The organism is Paenibacillus senegalimassiliensis, from assembly GCF_001486585.1.
Taxonomy (GTDB): domain Bacteria; phylum Bacillota; class Bacilli; order Paenibacillales; family Paenibacillaceae; genus Fontibacillus; species Fontibacillus senegalimassiliensis.
The window spans coordinates 1,438,058-1,455,735 of the sequence record NZ_LN909046.1 but is presented as its reverse complement, the minus strand read 5'-3'; the positions used below and the strand labels follow the sequence as shown (position 1 = coordinate 1,455,735).

Sequence of the window (17,678 nt, the reverse complement as noted above, 5' to 3'; positions counted from 1 at the left end):
AGGTGAAATAAAGGCGCGTTCATGGAAATATGAGGTGACAAATATGGCAATACAATGGTTTCCCGGTCATATGACCAAGGCACGCCGGCAAATTCAGGATAAATTGAAGCTGATCGATGTGGTGATAGAACTGCTGGACGCTCGGCTGCCTGTATCCAGTCGTAATCCGATGATTGATGAGATTTTGCAGGGCAAGCCACGCTTGATCGTGCTGAACAAAGCAGATTTGGCTGATCCGCTTGTGACGAAGCAGTGGATCGAACATTTCAAGCAAGAGGGCCATATGGCTGTGGAAGCGGACGCTTCCAGCGGACAAGGCTTAAAGGAAATTCCTCGCTTGGCGAAGGAACTGTTCAAGGATAAGATCGAGAAGCAAATCTCCAAAGGAATTAATCCCCGGGCGGTGCGGGCTCTCATTGTAGGGATTCCTAACGTAGGTAAGTCGACCCTGATTAACGGGCTGGCTGGCCGGAAAATAGCCGCTACGGGTGATCGTCCTGGTGTAACCAAGGGACAGCAATGGATTAAGGTCGGTACGGAGATGGAATTACTGGACACGCCGGGTATTCTATGGCCCAAATTCGAGGATCAAAACGTAGGTTACCGGTTGGCCGTGACAGGAGCCATTAAAGAAGAGATTCTGAATGTGGAAGATATCGCTTTTTTTGCGGTCAAATATCTCGTCCGTTATTATTGGGAACCATTTCAAGCTCGTTTTGAGCTGGCTGAAGAGCCGCAGGACTATGAGGATTCTGATGAAATTGTTGCCGTGATGGAGGCAGTCGGGCGTAAGCGCGGTTGCATCATGAGCGGTGGACGCGTGGACTTGGAGAAGGCATCGCAAATCCTGCTTCGTGAGCTCAGGGCCGGTAAGCTGGGCAGATATTCGCTGGAAGCACCTTATTAAGAAATAGCCGTCGGCCTCTCGCCGAGGGCTATTTTTTTCACAGGATGTACTATAGAATCCAAGGCAGAAAGCCGATAATAAGGGATAAGGCCATGGTGGTGACTTCCATCAGTTTGGAGTAGCTTATAGGCAAGTTCCACGGTGGAGGTTTGAAGGAGGCATTATGGAAGACTTGTTGAAATATGAACGGGAATATGGAGCTTCCTATCAGCATATTGCTGGCATTGACGAAGTGGGAAGAGGTTGCTTGTTTGGAGATGTGGTGGCCGCAGCGGTCATTTTGCCCCAGCAACTCGTGCTCCAGGAAGTCAATGATTCTAAGAAGCTAAGCGCTAAAAAACGAGATCAATTATACGATATCATTATGGAGGAAGCGTTGGCCGTAGGGATTGGTTATGTGGATGCGGCGACCATCGACCGAATTAATATCAAGCAAGCCACTCGGCTGGCCATGAAGCAAGCAGTAGAAGGGCTGGCAGTTCCGGCAGATTTCCTGTTGATTGATGCCGAGAAGGTGGATGTTCCGCTCCCCCAATTGTCGGTTATTAAAGGAGATGCGACCAGTCAGTCGATTGCCGCAGCCTCCATTATCGCCAAAGTAACGCGAGATCGGCTATGTCAAGGGGAATGGGATGCGAAGTATCCTGAGTACGGTATTGCCATACATAAGGGTTATGGGACCAAATTTCATCGTGAGCAGATTTTAGCCCTTGGACCCACGCCGCTGCACCGCAGAAGCTTTATGCGAAACCTGCTTGCGGAAGAAGAGCAGACGTTGTTCTAGACCCGTGTCATTGACCCGCTCTCGCAGGAGGCGGGTTTTCCATATCAGGTTATAGGAGGAGGGGAAGTTATGAATATCGGACCGCTGCTGCGCAGCATGATGGGAGATGTAAGGACTGGGGAGCCCAAGTCCCTGGAATTAAGAACGGGGCAGGTGGTCCGTGGAACGGTGTTGTCCGTATCAGAGGATGGGCAGGATGCGGTGATTCAGGTTCAGGGTGTGAAGCTGCACGCAGCTCTGGAAACTCCGCTTCGTCCGGGGGAAACGACGTTGCTTCAGGTCCAGCCCGAGGCTCAAGGGGGATTGCCGGTACTAAAACCCATGGAGACAGCAGCGAATACCGTGTTATCGGCTGCTTCCCTTACCAAGACGTTGGAATCCTTAGGCTTGGAGAATACCCCGGCTAATCGCGAGCTGCTGCAATTGATGCAGAAGAGCGGGTTGCCCTTGACGAAGGATAATGTATTATTGCTGCAACAGGTGTCAGGTCAAAGACCAGCGGGTGTGCCTTTGTCGGAGTGGGTACAGGCTGCGGGGATTGCCTTTAGCCGAGGCCTGCCGATTACCGGCGAATCGATTGCCGGGTTACATCAAGCTATTTTTGGCCCTCCACTTCATCTACTGTTGTCTTCGCTGGAGGAGCAGTTAGGGGCTTTCCTGCGTCAATCAGAGAGCGGGAGTCAAGGGGCTGCGGCCGGAAAGGCTGCCACTGGCACTACTGAAGGAGCACCAGCCAGCCAGCCACCGCTACCTGGAGCCGGTACAGGAGCTTCCTCCTCTTCGGCGGCGGGGAGTGCGGTGTCCAGTAGTACAGCTCAGCCGAATCAGGCGGCAGGGCTGGTGCAGTTAGCGCAGCAAGGCGGCTTGCCTGCAGGCGGGGCTGGGGGACAAGCGCTGACGGCGGGAATATCTGCCGGAAATGCGGGGGCCCCTGCCGAGCTAGCGGGCAGGCTGCAAACGTTGCTGCTTGCACTGGGTTCGGCCATGACGGAGGAGAGCATGGCCGGTGGGACAGCGGGCCGGGGAGCCAGTGGCCCGCAGCAGGGAGGCGGGCACCGCCAGCACGGCTGCGCAGGAGAGCTTGAAGGGCCTTCTGCTGCAAGTGATGGCCTCAAGCGAACTGCCGCCGCCTTTGCAAGAGGCGGCCCGGCAACTGGTGATGCAACTGACCGGACAGCAGTTGCTGCTAAATACCGATCGGACCGCTCCGTTCGCGCAGGTCACGATGTTCCTGCCCTTCATCGGTCCCGATGGGCAACAGACTGCCGCGGTGCATATTGAATCCCGCCGCGGTCGCAAGGGCGAATTGGACCCGGCTAACTGCCGGCTATGGTTCGATTTGCAAATGCAAGCACTGGGTCAAATTATGGTCGACGTGCAGGTTGCCGATAAGAAGGTGCTGCTTAAGCTATACAGCGAGAAGGAAGTTACCGGTGTATTCCTGGAATCTCGTCATGACGAGATTGAGACGGCACTAGCCGGGGCGGGCTACAAGCTTCTTTCGCTGAAGGCGGAGCCGCTAATCTCACCTGAGACAGAAGAAGGGGAGACGACGGATTTCAGCCTGCCGCTGTCCTATGCGCCAAGTCCCTACAAAGGGGTGGATTACCGGGTATGAGTGAAGAGGCAAAAGAGCCTGAATTGGCTTTCAAAAAAGCGGTTGCTTTGAAATATGATCCTGGTCAGGGAGAGTCCCCTATCGTGGCTGCCAAGGGTAAGGGACTGCTGGCAGAGCGTATTCTGGAGACAGCTCGGGAACATGGGATTCCTGTTCAAGAGGATGCCGCTCTGGTTGAGGTGCTATCCAAGCTGGATCTGGATCAGCAAATTCCAGCCGAGCTGTATGATCTGGTCGCAGAAATTTTAACATTTATATATCGTTCCGATAAAATGATGGAAAGAGAGTTGTTCCTTGAATAACCCATATAGCAAAAGAACTCCGGGAGATGAGCGAAAAGAGCGGGGGCGCCGCGCGGAACTGGCAGCCGCTGAGCATCTGCTCACCCTTGGCTACACGATCGTGGAGCGCAACTGGCGCTGTCGTTCCGGGGAGATTGATCTGATTGCCCGGCAAGGAAGCTGGACGATTATCGTTGAAGTGCGGAGTCGTAGTAGCAGGGCTGCTGGGTTTGGAACGGCTCTAGAGGCGGTGACTCCTCGTAAAATCACTCAGGTTCGCAGCACTGCAGCGGTGTATTTGCATCAGACCGGGCAATCGGATGCTCAAGTTCGTTTTGATGTCATTGCCGTTACCTTTGATCGGATTGGTAAAATGGAACTGGAGCATATCCAGGCGGCCTTCTAAGCCCGGACATTGAATACATACGGGCTAGGACTTCAGTGGGAATCATTCCCCTTGTAGTCCTAGCCCGTTCATTCTTCAGTGCCTTGTGCCACGGACTTGATGTAGTATACAGTTATTCCTGATCACTATCGTACGGAGAGGGGAGCTTTGAAGAGATGAACGGAGAAATGTATCAAATCAGTAGTCTTGTAGCCAGCACGAAGCAAGCACTGAAGCAAAAGAGCAAAATAAATTACAAGATGACCTCCTACGAGCATTCCGTGACCTTCGATTGTCTTCACAAGGACAAGGCAGTGAGAAGTCCATTCAACAACGTGGAGGAATGGTATAAACAAGCCCTCAAACGCAAGCTTACAGAGGTGAAATTTTTGACCCCTGCCGAGGTGCAGGATCGGCATTTACTCGCTTTTGCCGGTGCGCGCCGTAACCTGCTGACTTGCTTTTACAAGGATGGGGAAGTCACGTATTTAATGCCAACGTGGACATTTAATACCGGCAAAAAGGGATGGGACATCCATTATGTTGAGAATCGCTGGGAGAACCCGCAGCAAGAAAAGCCTGTTTTCCCAGACAATACAGAGAATTTTGCCAAGGTGCTTCGTGAAATTGCCCAATTGGCTGACGATATTGAGTGTGACAATTTCGGCTATTTGTTCCGTCAAGCAGAGCAGGTGCTAACGGGAGAATCGCCCAAAGCCTCCGGTATTGAAATTCCCTTGCCTCAGAAGCATTTGAACATGTTTTACGCGGCCAGCTCTGCAGATGTCTTTGGGGGCATGGGCTCTTGGAATGATTCCCCCTGGGGAATGGCGCGGGATAAAAATCTATCCGAGAAGTACGAGCAGCTATCCTCGGAATTATATAAGCAGATTGTAGGAGTCGTACTGTACGCCGTTAATGAGTGGTAAGCTGGTCGAGCTGGCGGTATTGAATGGCCTCGGCAATATGTTCAGCACGGATCTGTTCTTGCCCGTTCAGATCGGCAATGGTGCGGGCGAGCTTAATGATACGGTCGCAGGCCCGTAGACTCAGCCCAAGTGATTCGAACCCGGCTTGCAATAGCTTGGCGGCATCCGGCTCCAGCGGGGCAAACCTTTTGAGCAGGCTGCCAGAGAGCTCGCTATTACGAGAGATTGAGAGGCCCTTGTAACGCTGGCGCTGTATTCGTTCTGCACTAAGCACCTGTTTCCGCATATCAGCAGAGCTTAGGGGCTGGGTATCCTCCTGCCATTGTTGCGGTCTTGGCACTTCCACCTGCATATCGATACGATCCAGCAGTGGGCCCGAGAGCTTCTCCCGGTACTGAGCGATGCGCCAAGGCGTGCAACTACACGCTGGCAGGGGTGGCTCTGAACCAAAAAATCCGCACGGGCAAGGATTTAAAGAACCCCCAAGTAAAAAGTGGGCCGGGAAAGTAAATGCAGCACGGGAGCGGCTAATTGTCACCTTGCGTTCCTCCAGTGGCTGACGAAGCACCTCCAGTACCTGCCTGGAGAATTCGGGCAACTCGTCAAGAAAGAGAACGCCGTGATGGGCCAAACTCACCTCACCGGGCTTGGGAATGCTGCCTCCACCAATCAGACCTCCCGATGAGATCGTGTGATGGGGGGAGCGAAAGGGCCGGACGGAAATTAAGCCATGTCCATGATGGTTCAGCTTGCCTGCCGAACTGTAGATTTTGGTGACCTCTAGCGATTCCTCCGGGCTCAGAGGGGGAAGGATCGACGGTAGCCTTTGAATCAACATGGTCTTACCTGTTCCCGGTGGGCCGATCAGCACAATATTATGAAAGCCCGCGGCAGCAATAGTCAACGCACGTTTGATATGGCGCTGGCCCACAACATCGCTATAATCAAGCGGAGGCACCAGGGCAGCAGAGGTGCTGGAGCTCGCTCCAGACTCAACCTCAAGATGTTTTAGTGTAGCCAAGAGCAAGGGCTGTCCCTCTCCTTGCCGGGGATGACAACTCATATCACTTTCTTCCCTCTTAGAGCCATCACCCCCAGGGTTCAGTTCATTCAGATGCGAGATGCCATATACTCGAATTCCTCCTAGTAATAGGGCCTCCTTGGCATTTTCGCGTGGAAGCAGAACAGAGTGGAAGCCTTCCCTTCGTGCCCGGTCCACCATCGATAAGACACCAGGCACTGAGCGAAGCTGGCCATCGAGCGATAATTCGCCAATGATCAGGATACGTTCATCCGCAGGCAGTCTGACTTGATCGCTCGCCGTAAGTAGGGCCAGGGCGATGGCCAGGTCAAAGGCAGCGCCTTCCTTTCTTAAATCCGCAGGAGCTAAATTAATAGTCACCCGCTGGAGGGGGAAGCGGTACCCACAGTTCTTGATCGCTGCCCGCACCCGATCTACCGCTTCCCGAACGGCAGAGTCAGGAAGTCCCACGATATGCGTTTGGGGAATTCCATTAGCCAAATCCACTTCTACCTCAATCACAACTCCATCAATACCGTACAAGCACGCACTGTGCAATTTTCCATACATCGCAAAAAGCACCTCTTTCCACAAATTACCGCACAATTACAAAGCGGATTTGGAAAAAGGTGCCTCCTTATTTTCCGGTCAACTAAATAATATGTATTTTAGGATTCCATTGTAAAATTGTCAAGGTATCGTGGACTTAAGTTTCAGAACAATCAAATATATCACAAGAATAGTAGCTTTATTAAAAAAGTTGAAATAGGCTTCATTCATCTCATATTGAGATATTTTGTCGTATTCTGTCAGGAAAAACAAAATAACTGGCCCAAGGTACAATACTTAAGATTAAGGATAAAATCAATAATTAAAAGCGCTTGCATGAAATAGGGAGGACCCGCACAATTTCTAACCTTTCATTTATTGATTCATCTCAAAATGAGATGAAAACCATATAAAAAAGTTGTGTATAAATAATGAACTTTTTAAGGTAAGCGTTTTAAAAAAGTGGTACAATGATCTCGGTTTGAACTCTCTAATACCGCCTGTTGATAGGAGGATTTTTACCCATGAATATCCATGAATATCAAGGAAAAGAAGTCCTGAAGCAGTACGGCGTGGCCGTTCCTGAGGGAAGAGTGGCTTTTACGGTGGATGAAGCCGTGGAGGCGGCGGTAGCGCTAGGGACTCCGGTTGTGGTCGTGAAGGCACAGATTCATGCCGGAGGACGGGGCAAGGCTGGAGGAGTAAAGGTGGCCAAGGGCCTGGAGGAAGTTCGGGCGTATGCCAGTGAGCTGCTTGGAAAGGTACTGGTTACGCATCAGACGGGTCCTGAAGGCAAAGAGATTAAGCGGCTGCTGATCGAGCAAGGCTGTGACATTAAAAAAGAGTACTACGTTGGGGTAGTCATCGACCGTGTAACCGGCCGGGTAACCATGATGGCGTCGGAAGAAGGCGGTACGGAGATTGAAGAGGTGGCCGCATCCACACCAGAGAAAATATTCAAGGAAGTTATTGATCCGGCTATTGGCTTACAACCTTATCAGGCTCGGCGCTTGGCTTACAACATCCATATTCCGTCTGAACTGGTCGGAAAAACGGTACAATTTATGCTTGCTCTCTATGAGGCCTTTGTCGATAAAGATTGCTCTATCGCAGAGATTAATCCCCTCGTTGTAACAGGCGATGGCAATGTGCTGGCGCTGGATGCCAAGCTGAACTTTGATTCTAATGCGCTGTTCCGTCATAAGGATATCTTGTCCCTGCGGGATTTAACTGAGGAGGACGAGAAGGAGATCGAGGCATCCAAGTTTGATTTGAGCTACATTTCACTAGATGGCAATATCGGCTGTATGGTCAATGGAGCGGGCCTGGCCATGGCGACGATGGATATCATTAAATACTACGGCGGAGATCCCGCCAACTTCCTGGATGTAGGTGGTGGAGCCACGGCAGAGAAGGTGACTGAGGCCTTCAAGATCATCTTGTCCGATGCTCAGGTGAAGGGGATTTTCGTGAACATATTTGGCGGCATCATGAGATGTGACGTGATTGCTTCAGGCATCGTTGAAGCGGCACGTCAAGTTGAATTGGACCGTCCGCTGGTTGTGCGTCTGGAAGGGACAAATGTGGAACTCGGCAAGCAGATTTTGGCCGACTCCGGTTTGCCTATTGTTGCGGCGGGCTCAATGGCGGACGGTGCCCAGAAAATAGTTGCACTTGTATCCTGAAGTCATTCACCTATCCATGAAGGGGAGGCTCGAAATATGAGTATTTTGGTCGATAAAAATACGAAGGTCATTACCCAGGGAATTACGGGGAAAACAGCATTGTTCCATGCTAAAGGGGCCTTGGATTACGGGACACAGATGGTTGGCGGAACCTCGCCAGGCAAGGGCGGTACCCAGGTTGATATTACCTTGGAGACGGGAGAAGTAGTTAGCCTGCCGGTGTTCAATACGGTGCTGGAAGCTAAGGAAGCTACGGGTGCGACAGCGACCGTGATCTATGTACCTCCTGCCTTTGCGGCGGACTCCATTCTTGAGGCTGTGGAAGCAGAGCTGGAGCTTGTCATATGCATCACGGAAGGTATTCCGGTGCTCGACATGGTTAAGGTCAAGCGTTATATGGAAGGAAAAAGTACGATCCTGATTGGTCCGAACTGTCCAGGTGTCATTACTCCGGGGGAATGCAAAATCGGTATTATGCCGGGTTACATTCATCTTCCTGGACATATTGGTGTTGTTTCGCGAAGCGGCACGCTGACCTATGAAGCAGTTCATCAATTGACAACTCGTGGCATCGGGCAATCCTCTGCTGTCGGCATTGGTGGGGACCCGGTCAAGGGCTCTGAATTCATTGATATTTTACGTCGTTTCAATGACGATGAAGACACCCATGCGGTTATCATGATTGGTGAAATTGGAGGTACGGCTGAGGAAGAGGCTGCCGAATGGATTGAGCAGAACATGACGAAGCCAGTCGTGGGCTTTATCGGCGGTGTAACAGCGCCTCCAGGCAAGCGGATGGGCCATGCCGGTGCTATTATATCGGGAGGCAAGGGGACGGCCAAGGAGAAAATCGCCAAGCTTGAGGCTTGCGGGATTAAGGTAGCCCCAACCCCCTCGGAAATGGGAGCGACGCTGGTTAGCGTTCTGGAGGAACGCGGCCTCTTAAATCTTTGCACGACAAACTAAGCTTTGCTATAATGCAAGAAAAATGTCTCTTAGAGGTAGTTCGAGAATTTAATACCTCTTAATGCAAGGTAAGCAACCTTCTACGCCTATGGGCAGAGGGTTGCTTTTTGTTGTTTTATGGGACGGATACGGAGGAAGTCTATGGAGAAGAAATGGATTTTGGCAGGACTGCACGCCTTTCCTGGAATTGGCTTTGCCACATTGCAATGTATCATTAATCATCCATTAGGGGGATGGGAGCATGCCTTGCAATTTAACTCATCGGATTGGTTGGAACGTGGCTTGGATCTGGAACTGGCTATGAAGCTGTGCAGCGAGTGGTCAAGGGACTGGATCGAAGCCCGGAGGGAACAGCTTGAACAAAAAGATATTGAGGTCATTACCCGGCTTGATGCGGAATACCCCTTACTATTGAAGGAAACGATGCGTCCTCCCTGGGTGCTCTATGCCAAAGGAGAATCGAAGCTGCTACATAGTCTGTCTGTAGCCTTGGTTGGTACACGTGTGCCTACAGCTTATGGAAGGAAGGTTGCATCCATGCTGACGGAGGAGCTGGCATCACGGGGAATCAGCATTGTAAGCGGGCTGGCTCGGGGCATTGACGGTGTGTGCCATGAAGCAGCCTTGCTGGCCGCAGGGCCAACCATTGCTGTGCTGGGTACCGCCATCGATGTACCTTATCCTTCGGAGCATACGTCACTGTATCGGCGCATTGTGGAGCAGGGCCTCGTCGTCTCCGAGTATCCTCCCGGAACGCCAGGGCATCCGGGTATGTTCCCCCAGCGCAACCGGATTATCGCCGGAATTGCACGAGGGACGGTGGTGGTTGAAGCCGATGCGCGCAGTGGGTCGCTTATAACGGCCGACTTGGCTTTGGAGGCTAACCGCGACGTATTTGCTGTGCCAGGTCCAATCACTTCACCCAAAAGCCGAGGAACATTGGCATTGCTCAAACAAGGGGCCAAGATCGTGACAGATGCGAGTGACATTTTAGAGGAGTATGAATCATTTTTACCGTCTGTGGGAGAGTCTGTCAGGGAAGCGGTAACAGAAAACGAGTTGACAGATGAGGAGCGCCGCATATACCATATGTTGGAGCAGGGAACGCTGGGTTTTGACGAACTGCTCGTTCGGACCGGGTGGGATTTTGGACTTTTGCATTCAGTTCTGTTATCTTTAATCATGAAAAAAACGGTGGTGCAGTTACCCGGCGTCGTTTATCAACTAATATAGTCCATTCCTAACTGAGAGTGGCCCAATATATGACTATATGCGTATCATCTATTAGAAGCTTTGTATTGTTTGAGAGGAGGACGAACCTGTGGCGGATTCACTCGTCATCGTGGAGTCGCCTGCAAAGGCGAAAACGATTGGTAAATACCTAGGCAGCAAATTCATCGTGAAAGCCTCAATGGGGCATGTTCGCGATTTGCCCAAGAGTCAAATTGGGGTTGAAGTAGAGAACGACTTCAGTCCGAAGTATATTACGATCCGTGGTAAGGGTTCCGTACTAAAGGAATTAAAAGACGCCAGTAAAAAAGTGAAGAAAATTTATCTGGCGGCTGACCCGGATCGTGAAGGGGAAGCCATTGCCTGGCATCTGGCCCATGTCCTTGACATGGATAAAACGGAAACATGCCGCGTTGTATTTAATGAAATTACTAAGCAAGCCGTCAAGGATGCCTTCAAAACGCCGCGCAAAATCAATATGGATCTTGTTAACGCGCAGCAGGCGAGACGTATCCTGGATCGTCTTGTAGGTTACAAAATCAGCCCTCTGTTATGGAAGAAGGTCAAAAAGGGCTTGTCTGCCGGACGGGTACAGTCCGTAGCGGTCAAAATTATTCTGGATCGTGAGAATGAGATCTCTGCATTTGTTCCGGAAGAATACTGGAGCATTACGGCTAAGTTGAAGACGGGAGACAGTGCCTTTGAAGCGAAGTTCCATCAACTCCATGGCCAGAAGCTGGAACTGAAGAGTGAAGAACAAGTCCAGCAAATTCTGAGCGCCATTGAAAAGGCTAAATTCAGCGTAGCTGATGTGAAGGAGAAGGAGCGTCTTCGCCATCCGGCAGCTCCTTTTACCACGAGTTCCCTGCAACAGGAGGCTGCGCGTAAGCTTAATTTCCGTGCGGCCAAGACGATGTCCGTAGCTCAGCAATTGTATGAAGGGGTGGACCTCGGCAAAGAGGGTACCGTCGGTTTGATCACCTACATGCGTACAGACTCCACGCGGATCGCTGCGTCGGCTCAGGAAGAGGCGAAGGAATATATTGTCGGGAAATACGGAGATGCCTATGCGCCTGAGACTCCGCGACAGTATGTGAAGAAGGCTGCCGGGGCACAGGATGCCCATGAAGCCATTCGTCCGACCTCGGCATTGCGTGATCCTGAATCCGTGAAGGAATTCACCAGCCGGGATCAATATCGCTTGTACAAGTTGGTGTGGGATCGGTTTATGGCAAGTCAGATGTCTTCTGCCGTGCTGGATACGATGTCAGTGGACATTGCCGCTGGTGAAGCTACATTTCGTGCCGTAGGCTCGAAAATTCGTTTCCCCGGCTTCATGAAGGTGTATGTGGAAGGCAATGATGACGGGAAAGCCAATGAAGACGATAAATTTTTGCCGCCATTAAAATCGGGGGATAAGCTTAAGAAGGAAGCCATTGATCCCAAGCAGCATTTCACCCAACCACCTCCACGCTATACCGAAGCCCGTCTGGTTAAAACACTGGAGGAGCTTGGTATCGGGCGTCCAAGTACGTATGCACCAACGTTAGAGACGATTCAAAAGCGTGGGTACGTTGCTATTGAAGATAAGAAGTTTATGCCTACGGAACTAGGGGAACTCATTATCGAGCAGATGGAGCAATTTTTCCCTGAAATATTGAATGTGGAATTTACAGCTCATATGGAGGAAGACCTTGACCATGTAGAAGAAGGGGCCGAGGATTGGGTCCGAGTGCTTGGCGAGTTCTATGAGTCCTTCGAGAAGCGGCTTCAAGTGGCTGAAGAAGAGATGAAGGAAATTGAGATCGAGGATGAGGTCTCCGACGAAATCTGCGAAAAATGCGGCAAGCCTATGGTTTACAAGCTGGGGCGCTTTGGTAAGTTTCTGGCGTGCTCAGGTTTTCCGGATTGTCGCAATACGAAGCCCATCGTCAAGGATATCGGCGTTCCATGTCCCACCTGTAAGGAAGGTCATGTGGTGGAGCGTCGCAGCAAGAAAGGACGGGTCTTCTATGGCTGTGACCGCTATCCGGAGTGCGACTTCGTATCCTGGGATAGACCATCGCCGAAGCCATGCCCTAAATGTAGCTCTTTGATGATTGAGAAGCGTAACAAGCAAGGTGTCAAACTGCGTTGTACCGCTTGTGACTACGTGGAAGAAGTTGAAGAGAACGATGATGGTGCAGATGAGTAAAAATCCTGGGGAGTGCAGGTAGGCTCCGGCAGCTTAGAGATACTTCATGGGTAGTGTAGGGAGGATTAAAGTTGACAACTAAAGATAAGATTACCGTGATCGGGGCGGGTCTGGCTGGGAGTGAGGCGGCTTGGCAGATTGCTAGCCGTGGCATCCCTGTTGTGCTGTATGAGATGCGGCCCGTCGTCAAGACCCCGGCTCATCATACCGATCAGTTTGCTGAATTGGTATGCAGCAACTCGCTGCGTGCCAATGGGCTAACCAATGCGGTCGGGGTTCTCAAGGAAGAGATGCGGATGCTTGATTCGCTGGTGCTCGGAGCGGCTGATCGTCATGCGGTTCCCGCGGGCGGAGCACTTGCCGTTGATCGGGACGGGTTCTCGGGAGAGATTACCAGAACTTTGCGCGAGCATCCGCTCATTGAGGTGCGGAACGAAGAGATCACTGAAATTCCGCAGGAGGGCATTGTAGTCATTGCTACAGGCCCATTGACTTCTCCGGCGTTAGGAGAGCAAATTCGCCGTTTGACCGGTGAGGACTATTTCTATTTCTATGATGCCGCTGCTCCTATCGTGGAGAAGGAATCAATTGATATGAGTAAAGTATATCTGGCATCGCGTTACGATAAGGGTGAAGCTGCTTATCTGAATTGTCCGATGACGGAAGAAGAGTTTGATGCTTTCTATGATGCTTTAATTACGGCAGAGGTTGCCGAATTGAAGGAGTTTGAGAAAGAGATCTATTTTGAAGGCTGTATGCCGATTGAGATTATGATGCGACGCGGGAAGCAGACGGCGTTATTTGGTCCCATGAAGCCTGTTGGCTTGATGAATCCCCATACAGGCAAGCTTCCTCATGCGGTTGTTCAACTGCGTCAGGACAATGCTGCGGGCACACTGTACAATCTGGTGGGGTTCCAGACTCATCTGAAATGGGGAGAGCAAAAACGGGTCTTCTCCATGATTCCAGGATTGGAGAATGCTGAATTTGTCCGTTACGGTGTCATGCATCGCAATACATTTATCAATTCGCCCAAGCTGCTTTCCCCGACATATCAGCTAAAAGAGCGACCGACCTTGTTCTTTGCCGGTCAAATGACCGGGGTGGAGGGATATGTCGAGTCTGCGGCATCGGGCCTGATTGCGGGCATTAACGCAGCTAGAGCTGCCACCGAGACAGAGGGGATCGTCTTCCCGGAAGATACAACCCTGGGAAGCATGGCTCGTTATATAACCACAGCCGATTTTGAACACTTTCAGCCGATGAATGCTAACTTTGGACTATTCCCGAAGTTGGATACCCGTTACCGCAAAAAAGCGGAGAAGAACGAAGCGCTCGCGAGGCGTGCGTTACAAAGCTTAACATCCTTTATTGCAGAAAAACGGTTGGACTAACAACCGTTTTTTTGCAATCTATAAGGCAAAAAGGTTATGCTGACAATAAGCTATTTCATAACATAGAATGAGCGCTGATGAAAGGAAGGCATAGCCATGGACATGACTTTTCACGCCACAACGATTTGCGCCGTGCGTCATAACGGTCAGGGAGCGATAGCCGGAGACGGGCAAGTCACATTTGGGCAAAATGTAATTATGAAGCAGACGGCCAAGAAGGTGCGTCGCTTGTACCGGGGTCAGGTGATTGCCGGATTTGCCGGCTCGGTTGCCGATGCCATTACGCTGTTCGAGAAATTTGAAGGCAAGCTGGAAGAACATCACGGCAGTTTGCAAAGGGCTGCGGTGGAATTAGCCAAGGATTGGCGGCAAGACCGCGTGCTGCGCAAATTAGAGGCTCTTATGATAGTTATGGATAAGACCGGTATGCTATTAATTTCCGGTAACGGTGAAATCATTGAACCTGACGATGAGATTCTTGCTATCGGCTCAGGTGGTAATTTTGCACTATCGGCAGCTCGTGCGCTAAAGCGACATGCCACAGGCATGGAAGCGAAGGAAATGGCGCGCGCCTCGCTGGAGGTTGCTTCAGAGATTTGCGTGTACACCAACGGGAACATCATTGTAGAAGAATTATGATCTTAGGCAAGAACATAGTTTGGGGGGACGTAAAATGGCTGATCAGAATTTAACGCCAAGACAAATTGTTGCGGAGCTTGATAAATATATCGTGGGACAAAAACAGGCTAAGAAATCGGTCGCGGTCGCTTTGCGTAACCGTTACCGTCGTAGCCTGCTTCATGAAGAAGTGCAAGATGAGATCGTGCCCAAGAATATACTGATGATAGGTCCGACCGGGGTGGGTAAGACGGAGATAGCCCGCAGGCTCGCCAAATTGGTCGGTGCGCCGTTTATCAAGGTAGAGGCGACCAAATTCACGGAGGTCGGGTATGTGGGCCGTGACGTGGAATCTATGGTCCGTGATCTTATCGAAACGGCGATACGTACCGTTAAGCTGGAGCGTACGGAGAAAGTAAAGGATAAAGCGGAAGAATTGGCTAACGAGCGTTTGGTTCATATCCTTGTACCCTCTGATAATAAAGCCAAAGGTGGGCGTAATCCTTTTGAGATGCTGTTTGGGGGCGGAAATGCCAATGAGACGCCTGAACAGGAATCCAGCACGGAAGATGCCGACTTGACCGAACGTCGCCGCCAATTGCGCTTTAAGTTGCTGTCCGGCCAGTTGGAGGACGACATCGTTGAAGTAGAGGTGGAGGATAACACCCCGACCATGATGGATATGTTCGCCGGCCAGGGCAATGACCAGATGGGCATGAACATGCAGGAAATGTTCGGCAGCCTCCTTCCCAAACGCACCAAAAAAAGAAAATTGACGGTCAAGGAAGCGCGTAAGGTATTGACCCAAGAGGAAGCAGCCAAATTGATCGATCAAGATGATCTGGTTCAAGAGGCGGTAACACGTGCCGAGCAAACCGGTATTATTTTTATCGATGAAATTGATAAGGTAGCAAGTCGCAGTGGCCAGGGTGGAGGTCCGGATGTTTCGCGTGAAGGCGTTCAAAGGGACATTTTACCTATTGTTGAAGGTTCGACGATCATGACTAAATATGGCCCGATCAAAACGGATTATATTTTGTTCATCGCAGCAGGGGCTTTCCACATTGCCAAACCCTCGGATTTAATTCCCGAACTTCAGGGACGTTTCCCGATTCGTGTAGAGCTTAGCAGCCTTACACTGGAGGATTTCGTGTCTATTCTGACGGAACCTCAGAACGCATTAACCAAGCAGTATGTGGAGTTGCTGCGCACGGAGAACCTGGAAATTGAGTTCTCTGCGGCAGCAATCCAAGAAATTGCCCGTATTGCAGCGGCAGTGAATTCCAATACGGAGAACATTGGAGCTCGAAGATTGCATACCATTCTGGAGAAGCTTCTGGAAGACCTTTCCTTCGAGGCTCCAGAGCTAACCCTTGATAAAATGATGATCACCCCGGAATACGTAAAAGAAAAACTGGGAAATATTGCCCAGGATCGTGACCTTAGTCAGTTCATCTTGTAAGCTGATATGAAAGTTTCTGACTGGGACCTGAGACGATTTTCACAAATTGTTAACAAAGGAGCATTTCGCCGGATACAGGCGGATGGTCCTTTGTTTATCTGACAAAATCTACAAAATATCGCCTTAATGCATTTACATTAATATTGAAAAAATACCATAATTATATAATAATATAAATGAATTACATGGAATTTTGGAAAGATAGGGCTTTTTTCTTATTGTAATAATGTCGAATCTCCGTGAAACTTAGGATATATGACATTATTAGTCGTTTTTTCGTCTAGGACATAAGAAAGATAAAAAGAAAGACAATGATTAGCAAAATAATGTCGAAAAAAAGAGGATTTGCGTACTGTTTGTTGAATAATGAAATTTAAGGTAATTTGATGAAGCAGGGGAGGGAAATGAAGTGCAATTGTTGAACGGAGTAGGGTTCGACAGACTAGAAACAGCCGTTCAGGCCGCGAATATTCGGCAAGGGGTTATTTCCAATAATATTGCTAATGTAGATACTCCCTACTTCAAACGCTCGAGCGTAGCTTTTGAAAATATGCTGCAAGCCGAGATGAAGGATGGAGTGCCCGAGTTGCAAGGACAAAGAACTAATTCCAGGCATTTCGTTATAGGTCCAACGAATGGCGTCCCTGAGCCTTTGGTGACAACGGACGAGAACACGGTTATGAATAATAACCTAAACAACGTGGATATCGATAGTGAAATGACACAGCTTGCAAACAATCAGTTGCGTTACAACGCTTATATCGAACAAATGAACTATCTGATTAAAATGAAACGAACTGCTGTGGAAGGGAGATAATGAACATTGAAGATCAGCGACAGTTTTAGTATCACCTCTTCGGCTTTAACCGCACAACGTCTTCGTATGGACGTTATTTCCTCGAACATCGCCAATGCTGAAACGACTCGATCCAGAGTCGAGGATGGCAAGGCTGTTCCTTACCGCCGCAAAACCGTTGTTATGGCTCCTAAAGAACTTGATTTCAATAGTGCTCTCGACTCAGCTATGGGAAAAGGGGCAGTTGGTCAAGGAGTCAAAATCACCAAAATTCAGGAGGATGCGGCTCCGTTCAAACCGGTTTATAACCCAACTCATCCTGATGCAGACAATGAAGGTTATGTATACATGCCTAATGTAGACATTTTAAAAGAGATGGTCGATATGATCTCGGCTACTCGCTCCTATGAGGCCAATGTGACCGCGCTCAATGCAAGTAAAGCGATGATTACCAAGGCTTTGCAAATCGGTAAATAGTAGATAGATGATAGATAACTTATAACTTGTAGTTAGGAGTGTTGACGTTGATTGAGAGAATGAGCTTTGACGCTGTAAAGCCATTGGCCGGAACACAACTGACCAGCCAGACGCAGTCGCAGACTCCCGCGGGATCGATCAAGCAGTTTGGTGCTTTCCTGAATGATGCCATTGAAGGTATTGCCGCTCAGGAAGTTAATGCACAGCAAGTGAACAATCAGTTCCTCTTGGGCAAAGTGAACGCCGATGAAATGATGATCGCCTCGGAGCAAGCTTTGTTAAGTTTGCAATTGACTACGCAAGTCCGCAATAAAGTGATAGAAGCTTATCAAGAGATTATGCGTACGCAAATTTAATGCTCGAACATGCTTCGGATGAGGTG

The 17,678-nt window shown here is 50.0% G+C and carries 18 protein-coding genes; 17 read left to right on the top strand and 1 reads right to left on the bottom strand.

What is annotated here, in order from left to right; all coding sequences use genetic code 11:
* Positions 1-43 precede the first annotated feature (43 nt).
* The 7 genes from ylqF (at position 44) to BN3279_RS20740 (ending at position 4,904) form a co-directional block, all read left to right on the top strand.
* Positions 44-907, top strand: a complete 864-nt coding sequence (gene ylqF, locus BN3279_RS20770; RefSeq protein WP_059053587.1) for a ribosome biogenesis GTPase YlqF — start codon at positions 44-46, stop codon at positions 905-907.
* Positions 908-1,070: 163 nt separating this feature from the next.
* Positions 1,071-1,691 (top strand): ribonuclease HII, encoded by a 621-nt coding sequence (locus tag BN3279_RS20765; RefSeq protein ID WP_059053585.1) that lies wholly within the window; start codon positions 1,071-1,073, stop codon positions 1,689-1,691.
* Positions 1,692-1,760: 69 nt separating this feature from the next.
* Entirely contained in the window at positions 1,761-2,972 is a 1,212-nt protein-coding gene (locus BN3279_RS20760) for a hypothetical protein (protein WP_059053583.1), read from the top strand.
* A complete protein-coding gene (locus tag BN3279_RS24295; protein ID WP_059053582.1) occupies positions 2,962-3,309 on the top strand; it encodes a flagellar hook-length control protein FliK in 348 nt (115 codons plus the stop codon). The genes BN3279_RS20760 and BN3279_RS24295 overlap by 11 nt, the downstream gene beginning before the upstream one ends.
* Complete coding sequence (locus tag BN3279_RS20750; RefSeq protein WP_059053580.1) at positions 3,306-3,611, top strand: EscU/YscU/HrcU family type III secretion system export apparatus switch protein; 306 nt, start codon at positions 3,306-3,308, stop codon at positions 3,609-3,611. Before BN3279_RS24295 ends, BN3279_RS20750 begins: the two co-directional genes overlap by 4 nt.
* Positions 3,604-3,996 carry a YraN family protein gene (locus tag BN3279_RS20745; RefSeq protein WP_059053577.1) on the top strand — a complete coding sequence of 131 codons (393 nt, stop codon included), beginning with the start codon at positions 3,604-3,606 and terminating at the stop codon, positions 3,994-3,996. Before BN3279_RS20750 ends, BN3279_RS20745 begins: the two co-directional genes overlap by 8 nt.
* A 155-nt stretch (positions 3,997-4,151) precedes the next feature.
* The gene (locus BN3279_RS20740; protein ID WP_059053575.1) at positions 4,152-4,904 is read left to right on the top strand and encodes a hypothetical protein; all 753 of its coding nucleotides are present in this window, start codon (positions 4,152-4,154) and stop codon (positions 4,902-4,904) included.
* Here BN3279_RS20740 and BN3279_RS20735 read toward each other — a convergent pair.
* Positions 4,891-6,495, bottom strand: a complete 1,605-nt coding sequence (locus tag BN3279_RS20735) for a YifB family Mg chelatase-like AAA ATPase (protein WP_059053573.1) — start codon at positions 6,493-6,495, stop codon at positions 4,891-4,893. The two genes, BN3279_RS20740 and BN3279_RS20735, sit on opposite strands and share 14 nt — an antisense overlap.
* Positions 6,496-6,998: 503 nt before the next feature.
* On the opposite strand from BN3279_RS20735, the gene sucC reads away from it, so the two are divergent.
* The 10 genes from sucC (at position 6,999) to fliE (ending at position 17,652) form a co-directional block, all read left to right on the top strand.
* Complete coding sequence (gene sucC, locus BN3279_RS20730) at positions 6,999-8,159, top strand: ADP-forming succinate--CoA ligase subunit beta (protein ID WP_059053571.1); 1,161 nt, start codon at positions 6,999-7,001, stop codon at positions 8,157-8,159.
* A 36-nt stretch (positions 8,160-8,195) separates the two neighbouring features.
* A complete protein-coding gene (gene sucD / locus BN3279_RS20725; RefSeq protein WP_059053569.1) occupies positions 8,196-9,125 on the top strand; it encodes a succinate--CoA ligase subunit alpha in 930 nt (309 codons plus the stop codon).
* Positions 9,126-9,266: 141 nt separating this feature from the next.
* Positions 9,267-10,358: a DNA-processing protein DprA gene (gene dprA / locus BN3279_RS20720; protein WP_059053567.1), complete on the top strand. Its 1,092-nt coding sequence runs from the start codon at positions 9,267-9,269 to the stop codon at positions 10,356-10,358.
* Between the two features lie 88 nt (positions 10,359-10,446).
* Entirely contained in the window at positions 10,447-12,549 is a 2,103-nt protein-coding gene (topA, locus tag BN3279_RS20715) for a type I DNA topoisomerase (RefSeq protein WP_059053565.1), read from the top strand.
* A 71-nt stretch (positions 12,550-12,620) separates the two neighbouring features.
* Complete coding sequence (gene trmFO, locus BN3279_RS20710; RefSeq protein WP_059053563.1) at positions 12,621-13,943, top strand: methylenetetrahydrofolate--tRNA-(uracil(54)-C(5))-methyltransferase (FADH(2)-oxidizing) TrmFO; 1,323 nt, start codon at positions 12,621-12,623, stop codon at positions 13,941-13,943.
* Between the two features lie 96 nt (positions 13,944-14,039).
* Positions 14,040-14,582: an ATP-dependent protease subunit HslV gene (gene hslV, locus BN3279_RS20705; protein WP_059053561.1), complete on the top strand. Its 543-nt coding sequence runs from the start codon at positions 14,040-14,042 to the stop codon at positions 14,580-14,582.
* Between the two features lie 34 nt (positions 14,583-14,616).
* A complete protein-coding gene (gene hslU, locus BN3279_RS20700) occupies positions 14,617-16,023 on the top strand; it encodes an ATP-dependent protease ATPase subunit HslU (RefSeq protein ID WP_059053559.1) in 1,407 nt (468 codons plus the stop codon).
* A 409-nt stretch (positions 16,024-16,432) separates the two neighbouring features.
* Positions 16,433-16,840 carry a flagellar basal body rod protein FlgB gene (gene flgB, locus BN3279_RS20695; RefSeq protein WP_059053557.1) on the top strand — a complete coding sequence of 136 codons (408 nt, stop codon included), beginning with the start codon at positions 16,433-16,435 and terminating at the stop codon, positions 16,838-16,840.
* Between the two features lie 6 nt (positions 16,841-16,846).
* Positions 16,847-17,296: a flagellar basal body rod protein FlgC gene (gene flgC, locus BN3279_RS20690; RefSeq protein WP_059053556.1), complete on the top strand. Its 450-nt coding sequence runs from the start codon at positions 16,847-16,849 to the stop codon at positions 17,294-17,296.
* A 47-nt stretch (positions 17,297-17,343) separates the two neighbouring features.
* Positions 17,344-17,652: a flagellar hook-basal body complex protein FliE gene (fliE, locus tag BN3279_RS20685; protein WP_232436899.1), complete on the top strand. Its 309-nt coding sequence runs from the start codon at positions 17,344-17,346 to the stop codon at positions 17,650-17,652.
* Positions 17,653-17,678 lie beyond the last annotated feature (26 nt).